Origin of the sequence: Pseudomonas abietaniphila, assembly GCF_039697315.1 — a bacterium.
GTDB lineage: Bacteria > Pseudomonadota > Gammaproteobacteria > Pseudomonadales > Pseudomonadaceae > Aquipseudomonas > Aquipseudomonas abietaniphila_B.
Window position 1 is genome coordinate 992650 of record NZ_CP155619.1, and the last position, 20557, is coordinate 1013206.

16 protein-coding genes are annotated in these 20557 nt (G+C 61.5%); 10 read left to right on the forward strand and 6 right to left on the reverse strand.

Annotated elements, in window-relative coordinates; all coding sequences use genetic code 11:
* Positions 1–132 precede the first annotated feature (132 nt).
* From ABDX87_RS04370 to leuD, 4 genes are all read left to right on the forward strand, one after another.
* Positions 133–1149, forward strand: coding sequence for a transporter (locus ABDX87_RS04370; RefSeq protein WP_346831772.1), 1017 nt, complete (start codon positions 133–135; stop codon positions 1147–1149).
* Positions 1150–1354: 205 nt separating this feature from the next.
* Complete coding sequence (locus ABDX87_RS04375) at positions 1355–2971, forward strand: inorganic phosphate transporter (protein ID WP_346831773.1); 1617 nt, start codon at positions 1355–1357, stop codon at positions 2969–2971.
* Positions 2972–3179: 208 nt separating this feature from the next.
* A complete protein-coding gene (leuC, locus tag ABDX87_RS04380; RefSeq protein ID WP_346831774.1) occupies positions 3180–4613 on the forward strand; it encodes a 3-isopropylmalate dehydratase large subunit in 1434 nt (477 codons plus the stop codon).
* A gap of 1 nt (position 4614) precedes the next feature.
* Positions 4615–5220 carry a 3-isopropylmalate dehydratase small subunit gene (gene leuD, locus ABDX87_RS04385; RefSeq protein ID WP_346831775.1) on the forward strand — a complete coding sequence of 202 codons (606 nt, stop codon included), beginning with the start codon at positions 4615–4617 and terminating at the stop codon, positions 5218–5220.
* Positions 5221–5414: 194 nt separating this feature from the next.
* Here leuD and ABDX87_RS04390 read toward each other — a convergent pair whose 3' ends face one another.
* The gene (locus ABDX87_RS04390) at positions 5415–6329 is read right to left on the reverse strand and encodes a LysR substrate-binding domain-containing protein (RefSeq protein WP_346831776.1); all 915 of its coding nucleotides are present in this window, start codon (positions 6327–6329) and stop codon (positions 5415–5417) included.
* A gap of 265 nt (positions 6330–6594) precedes the next feature.
* On the opposite strand from ABDX87_RS04390, the gene ssuD reads away from it, so the two are divergent.
* Together ssuD and ABDX87_RS04400 are read left to right on the forward strand one after the other, a co-directional pair.
* Entirely contained in the window at positions 6595–7731 is a 1137-nt protein-coding gene (gene ssuD / locus ABDX87_RS04395; protein WP_346831777.1) for an FMNH2-dependent alkanesulfonate monooxygenase, read from the forward strand.
* A gap of 220 nt (positions 7732–7951) precedes the next feature.
* Entirely contained in the window at positions 7952–9055 is a 1104-nt protein-coding gene (locus tag ABDX87_RS04400; RefSeq protein ID WP_346833701.1) for a sigma-54 interaction domain-containing protein, read from the forward strand.
* A 91-nt stretch (positions 9056–9146) separates the two neighbouring features.
* Here the strand turns inward: ABDX87_RS04400 and ABDX87_RS04405 are convergent, their stop codons facing one another.
* Positions 9147–9482: an antibiotic biosynthesis monooxygenase family protein gene (locus tag ABDX87_RS04405; RefSeq protein WP_346831778.1), complete on the reverse strand. Its 336-nt coding sequence runs from the start codon at positions 9480–9482 to the stop codon at positions 9147–9149.
* Positions 9483–9679: 197 nt separating this feature from the next.
* On the opposite strand from ABDX87_RS04405, the gene soxR reads away from it, so the two are divergent.
* The gene (gene soxR / locus ABDX87_RS04410) at positions 9680–10141 is read left to right on the forward strand and encodes a redox-sensitive transcriptional activator SoxR (protein ID WP_346831779.1); all 462 of its coding nucleotides are present in this window, start codon (positions 9680–9682) and stop codon (positions 10139–10141) included.
* Here soxR and ABDX87_RS04415 read toward each other — a convergent pair.
* From ABDX87_RS04415 to rlmM, 4 genes are all read right to left on the reverse strand, one after another.
* Positions 10132–10617, reverse strand: coding sequence for a hypothetical protein (locus ABDX87_RS04415; protein ID WP_346831780.1), 486 nt, complete (start codon positions 10615–10617; stop codon positions 10132–10134). The genes soxR and ABDX87_RS04415 overlap by 10 nt on opposite strands.
* Before the next feature lie 414 nt (positions 10618–11031).
* Complete coding sequence (locus tag ABDX87_RS04420; protein ID WP_346831781.1) at positions 11032–12444, reverse strand: FAD/NAD(P)-binding protein; 1413 nt, start codon at positions 12442–12444, stop codon at positions 11032–11034.
* Positions 12445–12879: 435 nt separating this feature from the next.
* The gene (locus tag ABDX87_RS04425) at positions 12880–13443 is read right to left on the reverse strand and encodes a helix-turn-helix domain-containing protein (RefSeq protein WP_346831782.1); all 564 of its coding nucleotides are present in this window, start codon (positions 13441–13443) and stop codon (positions 12880–12882) included.
* A gap of 39 nt (positions 13444–13482) precedes the next feature.
* Entirely contained in the window at positions 13483–14550 is a 1068-nt protein-coding gene (gene rlmM / locus ABDX87_RS04430; protein ID WP_346831783.1) for a 23S rRNA (cytidine(2498)-2'-O)-methyltransferase RlmM, read from the reverse strand.
* A gap of 243 nt (positions 14551–14793) precedes the next feature.
* On the opposite strand from rlmM, the gene acnA reads away from it, so the two are divergent.
* From acnA to ABDX87_RS04445, 3 genes are all read left to right on the forward strand, one after another.
* Positions 14794–17535, forward strand: a complete 2742-nt coding sequence (acnA, locus tag ABDX87_RS04435; protein ID WP_346831784.1) for an aconitate hydratase AcnA — start codon at positions 14794–14796, stop codon at positions 17533–17535.
* A gap of 260 nt (positions 17536–17795) precedes the next feature.
* On the forward strand, positions 17796–18587 hold the full coding sequence (locus ABDX87_RS04440) for a CPBP family intramembrane glutamic endopeptidase (RefSeq protein ID WP_346831785.1): 792 nt from the start codon (positions 17796–17798) through the stop codon (positions 18585–18587).
* A gap of 103 nt (positions 18588–18690) precedes the next feature.
* Positions 18691–20256 carry a methyl-accepting chemotaxis protein gene (locus ABDX87_RS04445; RefSeq protein ID WP_346831786.1) on the forward strand — a complete coding sequence of 522 codons (1566 nt, stop codon included), beginning with the start codon at positions 18691–18693 and terminating at the stop codon, positions 20254–20256.
* Positions 20257–20557 lie beyond the last annotated feature (301 nt).

Here is a 20557-nt window from a genome sequence, read left to right on the forward strand (position 1 = left end):
CGGGCAAGCGCGCTCCTACAAAAGCGTTGCTGTAACGCGTCGATACAAACCGTCACAAAACTGTCAAAACCGCTTGCGATGATGCCGCTTCAGATCCTGTGTCTTTAGCGGCCTCTTCGCTTGTGAGCCTTCATGAATCAACGCATTGCTCCTCATCAGGAATCCGACCTGTTCGGGCTGCTGTACGGTTTTCGCTTTCGCCCTGGTGAACCCGGTCGAGAAATCGACTCCAGTACTGCCCTCGAATGCCTGCGGGCCCCTGCCGATCCCCAAGAATTCGTCTGGCTGCACTTGAATCTGGCCCACGCCAGTTGCGAACGCTGGATGAAAACCAATTTCGAATTGCCCGACGAATTCCTCGAAGCCCTGCATGAGGGCTCGCGCTCGACGCGGATTGAGCACGTCGACTCCGCCCTGCTGGCGGTGGTCAACGACGTGGTGTTCGACTTCAATCGGGTGTCCACCGACATCGCCACCTTGTGGGTCTGCGTGCGCAGCAACCTGATGATCTCGGCCCGGCATCAGCCGTTGCGCTCCGTGGACAAGCTGCGCTCTTCGGTCAAGCACGGGGAAATCTTCCGCTCGCCCCTTGAGCTGCTCGCGCACCTGCTGCGTGATCAGAGCGAAGTCCTGGCGCAGTTCATGCGCAAGACCAGCATCAGCGTCGATAAGATCGAGGACCAGTTGCTCTCGCAGCGGCTGAGCAACAACCGCACCGAACTGGGGACCATGCGTCGGGTGCTGGTGCGCCTGCAACGCCTGCTGGCGCTGGAACCCGGCTCCCTGATGCGCTTGCTGCACCGCCCGCCTACTTGGTTGCTGGAAGACGACTTACAGGAACTGCGACAGTCCACTGAAGAGTCGGCGCTGGTGATCAGCGACCTCACGGCGCTGGGTGAACGTATCAAGCTGTTGCAGGAAGAAATCGCCGCCAACCTCAACGAACAGACCAACCGCACGCTGTTCACCCTGACCGTTGTGACCGTGCTGGCACTGCCGATCAACATCGTCGCCGGTTTCTTTGGCATGAACGTCGGTGGCATCCCGCTGGCCGGGGACCCTCACGGGTTCTGGGTGTTGGTGGCACTGGTGGCCACGTTCACGTTCATCGCCGGGCGCTGGGCGTTTCGCAAGAGTCGGGATTATTGAGCGTGGCGTTGCGCAATCCCTTGTAGGAGCCCTCGGCAGAATAAAAGGCGGGGTTGCGTTTCCGAAGTGATCGGGCGAAACCCATTTTGCCAATGCCATCTGTCCCTTAGCGCAACAAATCCGTCGCTTGCCTGACCTGCGTCGCATCTCTGTCACATTTTGAAATGATCATGATTGCCATCCCATCTCAACAGGAATGTGAATCATGGCGACCCCAACACTGGCTCAAGGCTCCTTGCAACAAGGTGCCGGGCTGAGTTCCCAATTCGGGCGCAAGCCCGGCGTTCTGACGATGGTGATCTTCTTCGCCGTGCTCGGCCTGGGCTTGTTGTTCACCGCCTATAGCCTCAAGCAGGACATGGATGAACTGGGCACGGTCGTGCTGACCTGGACGCCTTTCCTGCTGCTCGGTGTAGCACTGCTGATCGCGTTGGGTTTCGAATTCGTCAACGGCTTTCACGACACCGCCAACGCAGTGGCAACCGTCATCTATACCCACTCCCTGCCGCCGAACTTCGCGGTGGTCTGGTCGGGCGTGTTCAACTTTCTTGGCGTGCTGTTTTCCAGCGGCGCGGTGGCGTTCGGCATCATCGCCCTGCTGCCGGTGGAACTGATTCTGCAGGTCGGTTCCTCGGCGGGTTACGCGATGATCTTCGCCCTGTTGATCGCGGCGATCCTGTGGAACCTCGGCACCTGGTGGCTCGGCCTGCCGGCGTCGTCGTCGCACACGCTGATCGGCTCGATCATCGGCGTCGGCGTTGCCAACGCGCTGATGCACGGCCGTGACGGCACCAGCGGCGTGGACTGGTCGCAAGCCACCAAAATCGGCTACTCGCTGCTGCTGTCGCCACTGGTGGGCTTCACCTGCGCGGCGCTGTTGCTGCTGGCGCTGCGCGCGTTCGTGAAAAACCGCGCGCTGTACAAGGCGCCGGAAGGTAACCAGCCGCCGCCCCTGTGGATTCGTGGCCTGCTGATCCTGACCTGCACCGGCGTGTCGTTCGCCCACGGCTCCAACGACGGTCAGAAAGGCATGGGCCTGATCATGCTGATTCTCGTCGGCACACTGCCGATGGCCTACGCGCTGAACCGTGCGATGCCTGCCGATCAGTCGGTGCAGTTCGCCGCGGTCGCGCAGGTCACCCAACAGGCACTGATCAAGACCGCGCCGCTGCCCGCGCCGGCCGACTCGCGCCAGACGCTGTCCAACTACATTCGCGACAAACAGGCAACGCCAGAATTGATTCCGGCGCTGGCGGTCATGGCCGGCAAGATCGGCGATCAGGTTGGCAGCTACGGGTCACTGTCCAAAGTGCCCGCCGAAGCGACCGCCAACGTGCGTAACGACATGTACCTGACCTCCGAGGCCATCCGTTTGATGGACAAGAACAAGGTCGGCAATTTCGACGCGGACACCCAAGGCAAGGTGCAGCTCTTCAAGCAGCAGATCGACAATGCCACGCGCTTCATTCCGCTGTGGGTCAAGATCGCCGTGGCCATCGCGCTGGGCCTGGGCACCATGGTGGGCTGGAAACGCATCGTGGTCACCGTCGGTGAGAAGATCGGCAAAACCCACATGACCTACGCCCAAGGCGCCTCTGCGGAAGTCGTCGCCATGCTGACCATCGGCGCGGCTGACATGTACGGCCTGCCGGTGTCGACCACCCACGTTTTGTCCTCAGGCGTGGCGGGCAGCATGACCGCCAACGGCTCCGGCCTGCAGATGCGCACCCTGCGCAACCTGGCGATGGCCTGGGTCCTGACCCTGCCGGCCGCCATCCTGCTGTCGGGTGGGCTGTACTGGTTCTTCACCCAGATTTTCTGATGATCAGCGCTTCACGTGCTCTCCTTCACAGGCGCTTCGGCGCCTGTTTTTTTGCCCGTCATAACGCGCCCGCCCTGGCGCCTAACCCGACCCATCAAACACGATCCATGTTTCAAGCCCTCACCGTTCGGCCATTGATGGCCACCCTCGCCTGCTTAAGATGTCAGCAAGCCTTCAAGGCCGTGATTTCTTTCAAGTGAGCCTGCTGATGACGCCAACAAGACCGACCTCAAGAACCCTGTACGACAAACACATCGACTCACACACCGTGTGCACGCTTGATGATCAGGGCCATGTGCTGCTCTATATCGATCGTCAGGTGATCAACGAATACACCAGCCCGCAGGCCTTCAGCGGTTTGCGCGAAGCGGGGCGCGATGTCTGGCGGCCTGAAACCGCGCTGGCGGTGGTCGATCACGTCAACCCCACCGCGCCGCAACGTGTCGCCGCCATGGCCGATCCGGGTGGCGCGCTGCAAGTGTCGTACCTGGCCGACAACTGCGAAAAATTCGGCATCGAACTGTTCGACGTGCTCGATAAACGTCAGGGCATCGAACACGTGATCGCTCCTGAGCAGGGCTTCATTCTGCCCGGCATGGTGATTGCGGCTGGCGACAGCCACACCACCACCTATGGCGCGCTGGGTGCGTTTGGCTTCGGCATTGGCACCTCGGAAATCGAACACCTGCTGGCCTCGCAGACACTCGTTTACAAACGCCTGAAAACCCTGCGCGTGACGGTCGATGGCGGCCTGTCCAGCGGGCTGACGTCGAAGGACGTGATCATGGCGCTGATCGGCAAGATCGGCGCATCGGGCGCCACTGGGTACGCCATCGAGTTCACCGGCTCGACCATTGCGGCGCTGAGCGTCGAAGCGCGCATGACCATCTGCAACATGGCCGTCGAAGCTGGCGCACGCGGTGCCTTCATGGCGCCGGACGACAAGGTCTTTGCCTACCTCAAAGACAAACCCCGCGCGCCGAAAGGCGAGCTCTGGGCGCGCGCCGTGGCCCGCTGGAAACACCTGCACAGCGACCCCGGCGCGGTGTTCGACCGTGAGATCCAGCTCGACGCCCGCGACCTCCAACCGATGGTCACCTGGGGCACAAGCCCGGATCAGGCGACCGCGATCAATGGCAGCGTGCCGGACCCGGAGGCCATTGCCGACCCGATCCTGCGCCAGGACATGCGTCGCGCCCTGACTTACATGGGCCTTGAGGCTGGCATGCCGCTGAGCGATATCGTCATCAGCCACGCGTTTATCGGCTCCTGCACCAACGCCCGGATCGAAGATCTGCGCGACGCCGCGAAGGTGGTGCGCGGCAAGCACGTCGCCGACCATGTGCGGGCGATGATCGTCCCCGGTTCCACCGCCGTGCGTGACCAGGCCGAAGCCGAAGGGCTGGCCGCGATTTTCCGCGACGCCGGCTTCGAGTGGCGTCAGTCGGGTTGCTCGATGTGCCTGGCGATGAACGACGACGTGCTCGCACCCGGCGACCGTTGCGCCTCCAGCACCAACCGCAATTTCGAAGGCCGCCAGGGCGCCGGCGCGCGCACCCACTTGATGAGTCCGGCGATGGTCGCCGCAGCCGCCATTACCGGTCACCTGACCGACGTTCGCAGCCTGCAAGGGAGTTTCTGAGATGGAGCCTTTCATCCAAGTCAGCGGCAAGGCCGCGCCAATGCTGGCGGCCAACATCGACACCGACGTGATCATGCCCAAGCAGTTCCTCAAAGGGATTGACCGGGCAGGGCTGGACCGGGGTCTGTTTTTCGACCTGCGCTTTCTGCCGTCGGGCGAACCCAACCCCGACTTCATCCTCAACCAGCCAGGCTGGCAAGGCGCGAAGTTCCTGGTGACCGGGCCGAACTTCGGCTGCGGGTCAAGCCGCGAGCACGCGGTCTGGGGCCTCAAGCAGATGGGGATCAAGGCGTTGATCGGCAGCAGCTTCGCCGGGATTTTTTACGACAACTGCCAGCGCAATGGCGTGCTGACCATCGTGCTGGAAGAGGCGCAGGTCCAGCTGTTGGGCAAACTGATCAGCCAGGCGGCGACGGCACAGATCGAGGTGGATCTGCAGGCCCAGGAGATTCGTTTGCAGGACGGCCGGGTCCTGCCGTTCAAGATCGATGAATTGAGGAAAGACGCACTCTTGCTGGGGCTGGATGCGATCGGCAGCACGTTGCAGAAACGCGAGCAGATATTGGCGTTTCAGCAGAAACACCTGGCCGAGAATCCTTGGCTCTAACACACCTTGAATACCTGTAGACGCTCACCAGGTTACTCAGACGTGTAGGAGCGTGGCTTGTCCCGCGATCTGCCGGGAACCGGCAGCAAAATCAGGCACCTTTGTCTACCTGACACACCGCATTTGCCGGGTTTGCTGCCGCTTCGCGCCAGATCGCGGGACAAGCCACGCTCCTACAAGGTGGTCGTGCTGAGTTACAACGACAACCCCCGAAAATGCGCCTGCAGAAACTCCACGCACACGCGCAGCTTCCCTGAATTGGCCAGCCGTGTCGGGTAGACCGCCCAGACGTTGGCGCTTTCGGTGTACTCCGGCAGCACTTGCACCAGCCGTCCCTGTTCGAGGAACGGTTTGACGTCCCACAACGAACGCTGCAAGACCCCTCGCCCGTCGAGCCCCCACTGCAAGACGATCTCGCCGCTGTTGGACGACAGCGGTCCGCTGACCCTCACGCTTTCCTGCGCCCCGTCGCGCTCGACGTGCCAGATGCCGAAGGCATTGTCGCGCTCCTTGATCACCAGGCAATCATGCTGTTCGAGGTCCGCAAGCTGCTGCGGCGTGCCACGGCGTGCCAGGTAATCCGGCGCAGCGCACAGCACCCGCCGGTTACTGACCAGTTGTCGGCCGATGTGCTGGCCGGGAATGTCATCGCCGACGCGTATCTCCAGGTCGAACCCCTCGCTGACGATGTCCACCACCCGGTCGAACAGGTCCAGGCGCACCTCCAGGTCGGGGTAAGCCTCGGCCAGTTTCGAAATCGCCGGCGCCACGTGATTGCGCCCGAACCCGAACGAGCTGCACAGGTGCAACTTGCCGCGCGGTGCCGAATGCGCGTCGGACAACTCGTCATGCAGCAGTTGAAAGTCCTCAAGAATCCGCACCGCCCAACGCTGCACGCGCTCGCCGTCTTCGGTCAGCGCGACCTTGCGACTGGTGCGATGCAGCAGGCGTGTGGCCAGGGTCGATTCCAGAATCTGAATGCGCTTGCTGACGTAAGCCGGGGACAGCCCGAGTTCGTCCGCTGCGGCGGCGAATCCGGCTTTGCGAATCACGGTGAGGAAAACCCGCAGGTCTTCGGGGAGTGGCGCCACTTCTTTTTTTGAGGTCATGCGGCTTCTTTCACGTTTTTCGTTTTTCTCACCTGTAGGAGCGGCCCAGAGACAAGCCACGCTACGGCAGGTTGCGTGCGGCTGAGGATACCACCGCGGCATGGACAATCGTTTCAACACTTAAAATCCGGCATATCTCTTTACGTTCTAAAAATATGGAATTCAGTTCTTTTACGGAATAAATCACAACCTCTATAAATAGTCCCCACTTGGCCTACACAGCCGACCCCGACAAAAGCCACCGATTCTGCTCGAAGGACTCTTCATGGATGTTTTCTGGTTTCTACCGACCCACGGCGACGGCCATTTTCTAGGCACCACCAAGGGCGCGCGCCCTGTCACCCTCAATTACCTGAAACAAGTCGCCCAGGCCGCCGACGACCTGGGTTATCACGGCGTGCTGATTCCTACCGGCCGCTCCTGTGAAGACTCCTGGGTGATCGCCTCGGCCTTGGTGCCGCTCACCGAACGCCTGCGTTATCTGGTCGCGATCCGCCCGGGCATCATCTCGCCGACTGTGTCGGCGCGCATGGCGGCGACGCTGGATCGGCTGTCAGGCGGGCGTCTGCTGATCAACGTGGTGACCGGTGGCGACCCTGACGAAAACCGTGGCGACGGCAGTTTCCTGAGTCACAGCGAGCGTTACGAAGTCACTGACGAATTCCTCAAAATCTGGCGTCGCGTGTTGCAAGGTGAAGCGGTGGATTTCGAAGGCAAGCACCTGAAGGTGCAGAACGCCAAGGCGCTGTACCCACCGATCCAGAAACCCTACCCGCCGCTGTACTTCGGGGGTTCCTCCGAGGCCGCGCACGAACTGGCCGCCGAGCAAGTGGACGTGTACCTGACCTGGGGCGAGCCGCCGGCCGCTGTCGCCGAGAAACTGGCTGACATCCGCGAACGCGCTGCCCGCAACGGTCGCACCGTGAAGTTCGGGATTCGCCTGCATGTCATCGTGCGCGAGACCAGCGAAGAGGCATGGAAAGCCGCCGACACGCTGATCGAGCACATCAGCGACGAAACCATCGCCGCCGCGCAAAAGTCCTTCTCCCGGTTTGACTCCGAAGGCCAGCGTCGCATGGCCGCGCTGCATGACGGTCGCCGCGACAACCTGGAAATCGCCCCGAACCTGTGGGCCGGCGTCGGTCTGGTCCGTGGCGGCGCAGGCACCGCGCTGGTCGGCAACCCGCAAGAGGTCGCGGCCCGCATCAAGGAATACGCGGACCTGGGCATCGAGAGTTTCATCTTCTCCGGCTACCCGCATCTGGAGGAAGCGTACCGCTTCGCCGAACTGGTGTTCCCGTTGCTGCCTGAGCCTTACCGCAGTCTGGCCGGTCGCGGCATCACCAACCTGACGGGCCCGTTCGGCGAAATGATCGCCAACGACCTGCCGCCGCAAAAGTAAGTCCCCTACCACCTTATGTGGGAGTGAGCTTGCTCACGAAGAGGCCGGTACATCCATCCCTCCTTCAGTGGATGTACCGCAGCCTTCGCGAGCAAGCTCACTCCCACCGGGAATCCCGTTTGCCGGGCGTTAGCGTAATGCTCAGCCGGCGGGCGTCCCCCACGGCGACAAGGAGTCATCCATGACCGCCAGCGTACCGTTTCAACCACAAGTGATCCCCATGCAGCTACTGACACTCCCACCCTCTCCCGCCCTGGCCACCTCGATCCGGGCCACCGCGCAGGTGTTCGAGGACCCGAAATCCCAGGCGTTGCTGGCCCATATCCAGCAAGTGGCGCCCAGCGATGCCAGCGTCCTCATCATTGGCGAAACGGGCACGGGCAAGGAATTGGTCGCGCGTCACGTGCACAACCTCAGCAGCCGTCGTCATCAGCCGTTCGTGGCGGTGAACTGCGGTGCATTCTCCGAATCGCTGGTGGAAGCCGAGCTGTTCGGTCATGAGAAAGGCGCATTCACCGGCGCGCTGACCGCCAAGGCCGGCTGGTTCGAAGAAGCCAACGGCGGCACGCTGTTTCTCGACGAAATCGGCGACCTGCCCTTGGCGATCCAGGTCAAGCTGTTGAGGGTGTTGCAGGAGCGTGAGGTGGTGCGGCTGGGTTCGCGCAAAAGTACCCCGATCAACGTGCGCGTCCTAGCGGCCACCAACGTGCAACTGGAACGGGCAATCAATGCCGGACATTTCCGCGAGGACCTGTTCTATCGCCTAAACGTGGTCAATCTGGAGCTGAGCACCTTGCGTGAACGGCCAGGCGACATCATGCCGCTGACCCGTCACTTCATCGAGGTCTACAGCCAGCGTCTGGGCTGCGGGCCGATCCAGATCAGCAGCGAGGCGGAGCACAAGCTGCGCACCTACAGCTGGCCCGGCAATATCCGTGAGCTGGAAAACGTTATCCATCACACGCTGTTGATTTGCCGCAATGGCGTGATCCAAGCCAATGACCTGCGCCTGTCGAACCTGAGGCTGGAACGTCAGGATGAGCCGTCGCCCATCGTCGATGACTCGACGGACGCGTTACTCGCTCGGGCATTTCAAAAGCTGTTTGAAGAGCAGGCCGGTGCGCTGCACGAGAAGGTCGAAGATGCCCTGCTGCGTGCGGCCTATCGCTTCAGCCACTACAACCAGGTTCATACCGCGCAGTTGCTGGGTTTGAGCCGCAATGTGATTCGCGCTCGGCTGATCAAGATTGGCGAGCTGGCCGTGAATAAACGCCGCCCTGGCGAACAGACTCAGGGTGACCGGATGATGCAGTTGTCGGTGTGACACGCATGGCTTGAAGGCTCGCCTCTTAGCTGTGGCAGTGAGCGTGCTGCCACAGGTTGCAACGCTCAACAGCGTTCATCTGCGCCGAGGGTCAGCGCGGCCCGACCGTTTCGCTCACCAGCTCATAGGCATTGAAGGTCATCGCCGTGGTGCGATGAGCACGAATCAGCCCCCACAGATCACCCTCGCCCTGCTCGGCATTCTCGAACGCCTTCTCACAATCGGATTTGGACCGCCACAGCACATGGCTGAGGACGCGCTGCTGATCCTCACTGACGTGCAGACTGGCGCGGATGAAGCCGGGGTAGGTGCGGGTGAATCGCTCGAAGCGCTCATTGAGCGCCGTCACCAGGCCCGATTGATGACGCGGATCAACCATAAACTCGACGAACTGACTGAACGGAAGGTTTGAGTCTTGTGACGTCATGGACGCTCTCCACTGATGACGGGTGTCGCTGAACAGAATGCTTCATGGCCTGATCGTGCGAACTACGAATCTTGCGGTGCTGTTACCGATGGGTTTCGCGGGACTCCCTGTTGCGAACCGAGGCCACGAAGGGTAAAACCTCCACCTAACTAGAGGTCAAGTGCGATTTGGCAATCAACAATGGAGCCCACAGCGACATGCGAAGCGCCGATACCCCGCTGGTCAACCGCGAACTCACTGTCGGCCAACTCTCGGCGCGCAGCGGCGTGGCCATTACCGCGCTGCGGTTCTACGAAGCCAAGGGTCTGATCAGCAGCCAGCGCAACGCCGGCAATCAACGTCGATACCCTCGCGACATGCTTCGTCGCGTGGCGCTGATCAAGACCGCACAACGCCTGGGGATCCCGCTGGCCAGCATCCAATCGGCCCTGGACACATTGCCCGCCGATCGCCCGCCGACCACCGAGGACTGGAACAGGCTGTCCGAGCGCTGGAAAGCCGACCTGGACGAACGGATCAATCGCCTGACGGCGCTGCGCGATCAACTCAACGGTTGTATCGGCTGCGGCTGCCTGTCCATGGAAGCCTGCCCGCTGCGCAACTGGGGCGACAGCCTGGGCGAAAGCGGCGCCGGACCGCGCCTGCTGGATCAGGACTGAAGGTTTTGCGGACTGACCAGCGTTGCCGCCAATGTACGGTCATCCAATGACAGTTTCATTTGCTGCATCGCCTCGTTCAGCTGATTGGTCGCCTGAATCAGTGAGTTGGTCATGGCCATGATTTCCATCTGCAATTGACGGATCTTGCCCTCGCGCGCCCTCGGCGACAGCGAACGGTCTTTCATGAACGCCTGCATGTCTTTCATGCGTTTGGCGATGCGCTCCTGAATCGAGCGGATCATCTTCAACTGTTCCTTGATGCGCTTGGGCAGGTTGGTTGCGTCGATGTCCGCGTTTTTATCACCGGTCTTCGCTGCCTGTTGCGCCTCGGGCGACAGCAACACCTCGATGCCCTGACGCACCTGGTCGGCCGCGCTGGGCGTGGGAGTTTCTTCGACAGCCTGCTGATTTTTAACGAAGGTTTGCTGCACCAGCGTCGCGGCGTCCGCCGGGTTCCTGAAATTCAAGCTCAACATGACTGAACGCCTCCATAGCCCTGATCATCGCATCGATCCACCCGGCCGCTTCAAACGGTATAACCGGGGCGATATCGGGCTTTCGGCTCGTTCGGATAGGGCTTTAGAGCAAACAGCAAAATTTGTGTCGAAGTCGACACAATCGGGGGCCATGCGGTGGGTCGTTCAACATTGATATGTCTGACCCTGCTTATTCGTCGGAATGCCGCCCAAACCAAGCTCGCTCCCACAGTTCTGAGGTTTGGACACAGATTTACACATGTCCTCAAACCCTGTGGGAGACGTCCGAGGTTACGAGGGTATGGGCCGCACTTCGGACGAATGCGGTCGGTCATTCCCCATTGATTCCGCTGCAAAACCGCCCCCCAGAAAGACGACTCAGTTTCGACGCCGGGCTCCCTGTGCGAGTTCGTTTCAACCAGCAACCAGCCGTGCAGCCAATGCCTTGGCCTGCAACGCCACGTCGGTCACCGCGGTGCTTTCCCACCACAGACCGCGCAACGGCGGGCCCATGGCGAACAGGCGGGAAGACACCCGTCCCTGTGCGTCAACGACCGCGCCGCCGGGATCGGCCGCGATCCCCAGCGCCAAGGGTCCAGGCTGAATGAGCCCGCGCGCCAGCAACTGGCGGGGCAAGGCGCGGTCGACTCGGCGCCAGTCGTATTGAATGCCGGTCGAATTGATCAGCGCCGCACCGCTTTCTACCGTTGAATGATCATCGCCACGATAGCGCACGCTGATCCGCACCTGCCCCGCGTGCGCCTCCTCAACGCTCAGCAAAGAAGCGGCGTGAATGTTCAATCGCCCCTCCTCCACCAGCCGGTCCAGCAACCGTGCGCTGGGCGGTGGCGAGCGGTGGTGATGGCTCTCCCACCAGGGACGCACATGGCGAACGAATTGACGTCGCTGCAGATCGCTCGCCTGACTCCACAACCGCGGGATGTGCACCCGAACGGTGTCCAGCGGCGCTTGCCAGTCGATGCCCTGCGCAATCGCCTGCTCGCATTGCTCGCGCAGTGCCCGGACCAACTGCCGGGTGCTGCGAATGCTGTGATCGGCGCCGAGAAAATCCGGCCAGGCCGGCGGTTGGCGGCGCACGTGGGGCAACAACCCGTGGCGAGAAAACACGTCGATCGGGCCGCGATGCCCGGCCTGTTCCAACGACACCACCGCATCGACCATGGTCAAACCCGATCCGATGATCAACACCCGCCCGCCCGGATCAAGGTGATGCATCGCCTCGACATCCCAAGGATCGACCGCTGCGGCATTGAGCGCGTTGGAGTCGCGTTGTGGCGTTCGAGCGGCCGCGAACATGCCGGTGGCCAGAACGCCGAGATCGCCCTTCAACCGAGCACCGTCCGCCAGCGTGAGGACAACACCTGAAGTATCGCTTTGCAGATCGGTGACTTCGCCACGCACGTGCTCGACCGTCGAGCCGTGAAGCGCGCCGACGGCCTTGGCTTCGGCCAGACGCTGCTGCACATAGAGCCCGAAAATGCCGCGCGGCGGAAACAGTTCGGCCACCGGGACATGCTGTTCGTCAGACTCGGGCCAGCCGCCTGCGGCGATGTAATCACCGAGCCATTGGGTCAGGTCGTCCGCGTTGTCCGGATCGACACTCATGCGCGCGGCGTTGCCGTTCAGCGTGTGACCCAGTTCGGTCGCACTATAGGCCTCGCCGCGCCCCAGTTCGCTGCGCGACTCGACGATCACGATGTGCCGCCTGCCCGGCAGACGCAGCAGCTGCACCGCCAGCATCGTGCCGCTCAGGCCGCCGCCAACGATGAGGACATCGGCGCCCGCTTGCGTGTTCTCTGAACTCATTATTCTTCGCCTTTTTCGCATTACTCATTGCCATGCCATCAGCACGGGCGCGCACGCCTGATTATGAAGAGCGTGCAAAGGGATTCAAGCAGGACCTTGGTCGGTCCGTTGCGGTACGAAGGATGCAAGGCACGGCGCATGCCGGGTTTTGGCGGGGTTTGGTGATTCAACGCGGGCAAACTGTTGATCAGCTGTCCCGCTTGCAACAGCACTGAGGCCGAAAGTGATCCCCGTGGGAGCGAGCTTGGTCTGGGCGGCATTCCGACGAATTCGGTGGGTCAGCGACATCCATGCTGAATGACACACCGCGTTCGCTGCCGTCGTAACCTCCGACGTCTCCTACAAATAGTGCGGGGTTACCAGAATTCGCGGTGGAGACTCAATCTGTGGGAGCCGGCTTGCTGGCGAATGTTGATGATGGGATGCACCGACCTTCTACAGCACCACATTGCGCACAAACCGCAGCACCTGGTCGCCATCGTTGCGATAAGCATGGGGCCGGTTGCTGGCGAACATGAAAAACTCACTGGCGGCGACCTGCCGTGTTTCATCCGGCAAGGCGACGGTCAGGCAACCCTCGATCACGTAGACCTGCTCGCTCCAACCATCGGGATCGGCCTCGGAAACATAGGACTCGCCTGGGGCGAGACTGAATTCCCACAGTTCCACCTCACGCCGCGCGACCGCCTTGGCCAGCAAAACCGCCTTGCTCCCCGGCAACGACCCGGCCCAGGCGACTTCGTTGATACGGCTTGGATCACGCTCGTCCGGCGCCTGGATCAGGTCACTGAACGCCACGTTCAGAGCCTCGGCCACCCGGTCCAGAGTCGCCAGGCTGACGTTCCTCTCGCCCGCCTCAATGGCCACCAGCATGCGCCGGCTGACCCCGGATTTTTCCGACAACACGGTCTGACTCAAGTCCGCCTCATGCCGCAGGCGCCGTACATTGAGGCTGACGTGTTGCAGCACCGAGGCGCGGGGTAAATTTTCCTTGGGCACTCGATCAACTCCTTCAACAGACGGCTTGAAACCCCTGTCTCACGCTTTGCGCTTCATATCCAGCCGTCGCAGGTGGCAGGTCACTTCCTCACGATCGTGGTAGAGCTGTTTGCAGCCAATCGAAACCTTGACGCCCCGCGCCTTGAAGCCTTCCTCGATGCGATCGAGCAAGCGACGCACCTCGGCATACCGCTGCTTCATCGGCAGTTTGAGGTTGACCACCGCCTCGCGGCACAGGCCCTCGCCCAGCCAGGTCTCCAGCAAGGCCGCGTTGCGCGCCGGTTTTTCGACGATGTCGCACACCATCCAGTCCACGGGCTGACGCGGCTTGTAGGTGAAACCGTCGGCCATCAAGTGCTGCACCAGCCCCGTGTCCATCAGGCTCTCGGCCATCGGACCGTTGTCGATGGCGGTCACCAGCATACCGCGCCTGACCAGCTGATACGTCCAGCCACCGGGCGCTGCACCGAGGTCGACGCCGGTCATGTCGCCCGACAACCGCTCGTCCCACTGATCACGCGGAATGAAGTGATGCCAGGCCTCTTCCAGTTTCAGCGTCGAACGGCTCGGCGCCTCACGCGGGAATTTCAGGCGGGGAATGCCCATCGGCCACATCGCTGAGTTGTCGCCATCGGCCAGGCCGAGAAACACTTCCCGGCCGCTTTTGAAGGTCAGCAGCAGGCGCGGCAGGCTTGGGTTTTCCACCAGTTTCCCGGCTTTCTCCAGCGCTTTGCGCAGCGGGCCTTCGAACTTGCGACAAAACGTCGAAAGCTCCTTGCCGTCGTTGGTATCGACCACCTCCAGCCACAGACTGCCGCACGTGCCAAAGCCGGCCATGTGCTCAAGGATGACGCTGATGCGGTCGGTTTCCGGCAGCTCGACGAACACGCCGCGGGCCCATTGCCGAGGGAAAATCAAATCGGTGAAGCGCACGCCGTTCATCAGGCGTTCGGCGCCATCCGGCTCGGTGCAGATGAACTCGGCGCAGGCGGCATTGGGTTTGGCCTTGGCATAACCCGACACGTTCAGCCGCGCGGCATGCTCGCTGATTTCCGAGCAGACTTCGCCTTCGAAGCCGGGGCGGCAGTGCATAAAAAGGGTGTTCACTGGACGGTCTCCTCGCGCACCGGACAATGGCCGGGCGCAACCTATACTTGAGGATTAACCTCAATGACTCGAAAGCGGCGCATGATAGCCGAATCAGGAACCACTGGCTTGGCCAGAGGGTCCAGTACTACTCAATGCGCATTAACAGGCGCCGACCAGAGCGCTCGACGACATCGTCTTACCGCCCGTTCCGTTAGTCCGTTTCGCCCGTCCGTACCGTGCGGACCCGTCAAGGAGTTAGTCATGCCCTCCCTCGATAGCCTGAAAAGCCTCAAGACACTCGACGTCAACAACAAGACCTATCACTACTTCAGCCTGCCTGACGCCGCGAAGGCGCTGGGCGATCTGGACAAACTGCCCATGTCGCTCAAAGTGCTGCTGGAAAACCTGCTGCGCTGGGAAGACAACCAGACCGTGACTGGCGAAGACCTGAAATCCATCGCCGCCTGGCTGAGCGAGCGCAAATCCGACCGGGAAATCCAGTACCGTCCCGCGCGCGTACTGATGCAGGACTTCACCGGCGTGCCAGCCGTGGTCGACCTGGCGGCGATGCGCGCCGCCGTCGCCAAAGCAGGCGGCGATCCGCAACGCATCAACCCACTGTCTCCGGTGGACCTGGTGATCGACCACTCGGTGATGGTCGACAAGTTCGGCGATGACAAGGCCTTCGGCGAAAACGTCGACATCGAAATGCAGCGCAACGGCGAGCGTTATGCGTTCCTGCGCTGGGGTCAAAGTGCCTTCGATAACTTCAGCGTGGTGCCGCCGGGCACCGGTATCTGCCATCAGGTCAACCTCGAATACCTGGGCCGCACGGTGTGGACCAAGGAAGAAGACGGCCGCACCTATGCCTTCCCGGACACCCTCGTCGGCACCGATTCCCACACCACCATGATCAACGGCCTCGGCGTATTGGGCTGGGGCGTGGGCGGGATCGAGGCGGAAGCCGCCATGCTGGGCCAGCCGGTGTCGATGCTGATTCCCGAAGTGATCGGCTTCAAGCTGACCGGCAAGCTCAAAGAAGGCATCACCGCCACCGACCTGGTGCTGACCGTGACCCAGATGCTGCGCAAGAAAGGCGTGGTCGGCAAATTCGTCGAATTCTACGGCGACGGCCTGGCCGACCTGCCCTTGGCGGACCGCGCGACCATCGCCAACATGGCGCCGGAATACGGCGCCACCTGCGGTTTCTTCCCGGTTGATGACGTGACGCTGGAATACCTGCGCCTGTCGGGACGCCCGGACGATACGGTCAAGCTGGTCGAGGCCTATTGCAAGGCTCAGGGCCTGTGGCGTCTGCCCGGCCAGGAGCCGGTGTTCACGGACGCGCTTGAGCTGGACATGGGCTCGGTGGTTGCCAGCCTTGCCGGTCCGAAGCGTCCGCAAGACCGCGTTGCGCTGCCGGATGTTGCCCAAGCGTTCAGCGATTTCCTCGGTCTCGCCCTGAAACCCACCAAACATGAAGAAAGTCGCCTTGAAAGTGAAGGCGGCGGTGGCGTGGCGGTCGGTAACGCCGAACAAGTGGGCGAGGCGGAATACGAATTCGAGGGCAGCACCTATCGCCTGAAAAACGGCGCAGTGGTGATTGCCGCGATTACGTCCTGCACCAACACGTCAAACCCGAGCGTCATGATGGCCGCAGGGCTGCTGGCGAAAAAGGCCGTGGAGAAAGGCCTGCAGCGCAAGCCGTGGGTGAAGAGTTCACTGGCGCCCGGTTCGAAGGTGGTGACCGATTACTACAACGCCGCTGGGTTGACCGAGTACCTGGATGCTTTGGGTTTTGATCTGGTGGGTTACGGCTGCACGACCTGCATCGGCAACTCCGGCCCGCTCCGTGACCCGATCGAAAAAGCCATCCAGCAGTCTGACCTGACCGTTGCATCGGTGCTGTCAGGCAACCGCAACTTCGAGGGGCGCGTGCATCCGCTGGTGAAAACCAACTGGCTCGCGTCCCCGCCGCTGGTGGTGGCGTACGCGTTGGCGGGCACCGTGCGCATCGACCTGAGCAGCGAGCCGCTGGGCGAAGGCAGCGACGGCCAACCGGTGTACCTGCGCGACATCTGGCCGACGCAAAAGGAAATCGCCGACGCGGTGATGAACGTCAGCACGGGCATGTTCCACAAGGAATACGCCGAGGTGTTTGCCGGTGATGAGCAATGGCAGGCGATTCAGGTGTCGAAAGACCCGACCTACGTCTGGCAAGACGATTCCACCTACATTCAACATCCGCCGTTCTTCGAAGACGTGGCCGGGCCATTGCCTGTGATTGCCGACGTGCAGAAAGCGCGTGTTCTGGCGATCCTCGGCGACTCGGTGACCACCGACCACATCTCCCCGGCCGGTAACATCAAGGCCGACAGCCCGGCGGGCCGTTACCTGCGCAGCAAGGGTGTAGAGCCGAAAGACTTCAACTCCTATGGCTCGCGGCGCGGCAACCACGAAGTGATGATGCGCGGCACCTTCGCCAACATCCGCATTCGCAACGAAATGCTGGGTAACGAAGAAGGTGGCTACACCTTGCACGTCCCGACTGGCGAGAAACTGCCGATTTACGACGCCGCCATGCGCTATCAGCAGGAAGGCACGCCGTTGGTGGTCATCGCGGGTCAGGAATACGGGACTGGCTCCAGCCGCGACTGGGCGGCCAAAGGCACTAACCTGCTGGGCGTCAAAGCGGTGATCGCCGAGAGCTTCGAGCGCATCCACCGCTCTAACCTCGTCGGCATGGGCGTATTGCCGTTGCAATTCAAGAATGGCCAAAGCCGTAAAACGCTGGAGCTGACCGGTAAGGAGGTGCTGAACATCACCGGCCTGACCGGCGCCACCCTGCAACCGGGCATGAACCTGACCCTGCAGATCACCCGCGAGAATGGCGAACAGGAGAGCGTCGAGGTGCTGTGCCGCATCGACACCTTGAACGAGGTGGAATACTTCAAGGCCGGCGGCATTCTGCATTACGTATTGCGGCAGTTGATCGCTTCGTAATCGAGGCCGCAGACACGCAAACCCTGTAGGAGCGAGCTTGCTCGCGAAGGCGTCAGATCAGAGACCTCTCTACTCATTGATCCAATGCATTCGCGAGCAAGCTCGTTCCTACAGGCTCACCCTTGAAGTCTGCCTTCTCGATAAACACCCTCCACCCTCGAAACGCTTTTCATCCCCTCACTTTCAGCCGATTCCCACAAGCATCCTCGTTTAATCAACGCTAAAATCGCCGGCCTTATCCCACCCTCAAGGACGACCTCATGCCGGCGCTCCGCTGGAGCACACTGACGCTGCTCACCCTCGGTTACTGCATCGCGCTGGTGTACGGGCAATTGAGCACGCCCGTGGTCGTCACATTCGGGCTGTTGATCATGGCCGGGATTTGCGTCAGTCATTTCCCACACCTGGGTGTGCGCACGTTGGGTCATGCGCTGTTCGTCGCACTCGCTGCGGGCCTGGCCAGTCATTGGTTGCCCGGCTTTTTCAGTGCCCGTGTGATCACGGCCGTACGCTTCACCCCGGAAGCCGCGCCCTTTTCGATGTACCTCAACCTCGATAAACCCTTGATTGGCTTCTGGGTAGCGCTGGCCTGTCCCTGGGTGTTCACCGCCGTTGCCCTGCGCCGTGCCGTGATCGCCACGTCCGTGATGCTGCCTGTCACCACCGTCCTCTGCCTGATCACCGCAATGTCGATGAGCCTGATTGGCTGGACACCGAAATGGCCCGCGCAAGGCGGTATCTGGGCGTTGAACAACCTGTTGCTGGTCACCCTCACCGAAGAGCTGATTTTCCGGGGTTACCTGCAGGGAGGGCTGACCCGTTTGCTCAAACGCGTGCCATATCACCAGACGCTGGCCCTGCTCCTCGCCTCGCTGGCGTTTGGTCTGTCCCACCTCGGCGCAGGCTGGCAATGGGCCGTGCTGGCGGGCATCGCGGGGCTCGGCTATGGAATCGCCTACCGTTCTGGCGGGCTTGCGGCTGCGGTCGTTACCCACTTCGGGCTCAATCTCGCGCATTTCAGTCTATTCACGTACCCGATGTTCGATCGCTGAGCGACATCCGCGCCAACCCTTCCCATGACGCAGTTCACAAAACGCTTAATTTCCTGACTGACGGGCCGATAACTCATCAAAGCCTTTCCGGATTGAACAGCGCATGCGAAATAACCAGCCCATCACCCAACGCGAACGGACGTTCCCGGCGCAACAACGGTTGATCTCGACCACCGACGCGCGCGGCGTGATCACCTATTGCAACGAAGCGTTCGTTGAAATCAGTGGTTTTTCCCACGATGAACTGATCAAAGCGCCACACAACACCGTGCGCCACCCTGACGTACCATCCGCGGTGTTCGAACACATGTGGGGCACCCTCAAACAGGGTCTGCCGTGGATGGGCATCGTCAAGAATCGCTGCAAAAACGGCGATCATTACTGGGTCAACGCTTACGTCACGCCGATCTTTGAGAACAAGCAGGTCGTCGGCTTTGAATCGGTGCGCATCAAGCCCACAGCCGAACAGATCCGTCGGGCGGAAGCGCTCTATCAACGCCTGAACAGCGGCAAGGCCGCCGTGCCGGGCCGCGATAAATGGCTGCCGGTGCTGCAGGACTGGTTGCCGTTCATCATGGTCAGCCAACTGAGCTTCCTGATCGGCGTGTGGCTCAACTCCCACTGGGGCTTTGCGCTGGCTGCCGCCCTCTCCGTGCCGCTGGGCCTGCTCGGCCTGAGCTGGCAGCAACGTGGCCTCAAGCGACTGCTGCGTCTGGCAGAACAGACCACGTCCGACCCGTTAATCGCGCAGATGTACACCGACAGCCGCGGCCCGCAAGCGCGCCTGGAAATGTCCATCCTGAGCCAGGAAGCGCGCCTGAAAACCTGCCTGACCCGGCTGCAGGACACGGCCGAACACCTGAACTCACAAGCCCGGCAGTCCGACACCCTGGCCCAGGCCAGCTCCAGCGGCCTGGAACGCCAACGCGTGGAAACCGAGCAAGTCGCCACGGCGATCAATCAGATGGCCTCGACCACTCAGGAAGTCGCCAGCCACGTACAACGCACCGCCGACGCCACCCAGCAAGCGAACGAACTGACCCGTCGCGGGCGCAACATCGCCAGCGAAACCCGTGAAGCCATTCAGCGTCTGTCCGCCTCGGTCGGCGAAACCGGCCTGACCGTGACTCAACTGGCCAAGGACAGCGACGAGATCGGCGGCGTGGTCGACGTGATCAAAGGCATCGCCGACCAGACCAACCTGCTCGCCCTCAACGCCGCCATCGAGGCTGCCCGTGCCGGTGAAATGGGCCGTGGTTTTGCCGTGGTCGCCGACGAAGTTCGTCAGTTGGCGCAGCGCACCACCGAATCCACCGGTCAGATCCATTCGCTGATCGCCAAACTGCAACAGACCGCCAACAACGCCGTGCAGACCATGGAAGTCGGTCGCCGTCAGGCCGAAGAAGGCGTCGAGCAGGTCATGGAAGCCGACAAGGCGCTGGTGGGCATCAGCGATGCCGTCGCCAACATCACCGACATGGCCACCCAGATCGCCGCCGCCACCGAAGAACAGAGCTCCGTGGCCGAAGAAGTCAGCCGCAACATCAGCACCATCGCCCACTTGGCCGACCAGACCTCCGACGAAGCCCGCCGCTCAGCCACCCTCAGCGCCGAACTGACCCACACCGCCAACACCCAATACTCCTTGGTGGAGCGATTCAACCGCTAACCTCTTCACGCAATACCCCGAGCCCCGACAGTGCTACTGTCGGGGCTTTTTTATTGTTTGCGAGAAAGTAGGAAGTTTCCGAAAGTTGCACACAGCTGCATTTTTCGCCGAATTATTGAGGAATGTCGGGTTGACAGAGCAGAACAATCGCTATTAGTTGAAATTCAGATAGCGAAATCAAATAACACCATGATGGTGTTGGCGCTGATCTAGAGCGCTTGTTCTCGAAGAATGCATTCCAGCGTTTGATCCGGACAATTGCGACTCACTACTAGCAAAACAAAGGAATCCAAATAATTAA

Bases quoted from the DNA above. Each gene is read 5' to 3' on its own strand.
- ABDX87_RS04370 (WP_346831772.1), top strand. From the start codon at position 133: ATGAATCAACGCATTGCTCCTCATCAGGAATCCGACCTGTTCGGGCTG.
- ABDX87_RS04375 (WP_346831773.1), top strand. From the start codon at position 1,355: ATGGCGACCCCAACACTGGCTCAAGGCTCCTTGCAACAAGGTGCCGGG.
- leuC (WP_346831774.1), top strand. From the start codon at position 3,180: ATGACGCCAACAAGACCGACCTCAAGAACCCTGTACGACAAACACATC.
- leuD (WP_346831775.1), top strand. From the start codon at position 4,615: ATGGAGCCTTTCATCCAAGTCAGCGGCAAGGCCGCGCCAATGCTGGCG.
- ABDX87_RS04390 (WP_346831776.1), bottom strand. From the start codon at position 6,329: ATGACCTCAAAAAAAGAAGTGGCGCCACTCCCCGAAGACCTGCGGGTT.
- ssuD (WP_346831777.1), top strand. From the start codon at position 6,595: ATGGATGTTTTCTGGTTTCTACCGACCCACGGCGACGGCCATTTTCTA.
- ABDX87_RS04400 (WP_346833701.1), top strand. From the start codon at position 7,952: ATGCAGCTACTGACACTCCCACCCTCTCCCGCCCTGGCCACCTCGATC.
- ABDX87_RS04405 (WP_346831778.1), bottom strand. From the start codon at position 9,482: ATGACGTCACAAGACTCAAACCTTCCGTTCAGTCAGTTCGTCGAGTTT.
- soxR (WP_346831779.1), top strand. From the start codon at position 9,680: ATGCGAAGCGCCGATACCCCGCTGGTCAACCGCGAACTCACTGTCGGC.
- ABDX87_RS04415 (WP_346831780.1), bottom strand. From the start codon at position 10,617: ATGTTGAGCTTGAATTTCAGGAACCCGGCGGACGCCGCGACGCTGGTG.
- ABDX87_RS04420 (WP_346831781.1), bottom strand. From the start codon at position 12,444: ATGAGTTCAGAGAACACGCAAGCGGGCGCCGATGTCCTCATCGTTGGC.
- acnA (WP_346831784.1), top strand. From the start codon at position 14,794: ATGCCCTCCCTCGATAGCCTGAAAAGCCTCAAGACACTCGACGTCAAC.
- ABDX87_RS04440 (WP_346831785.1), top strand. From the start codon at position 17,796: ATGCCGGCGCTCCGCTGGAGCACACTGACGCTGCTCACCCTCGGTTAC.
- ABDX87_RS04445 (WP_346831786.1), top strand. From the start codon at position 18,691: ATGCGAAATAACCAGCCCATCACCCAACGCGAACGGACGTTCCCGGCG.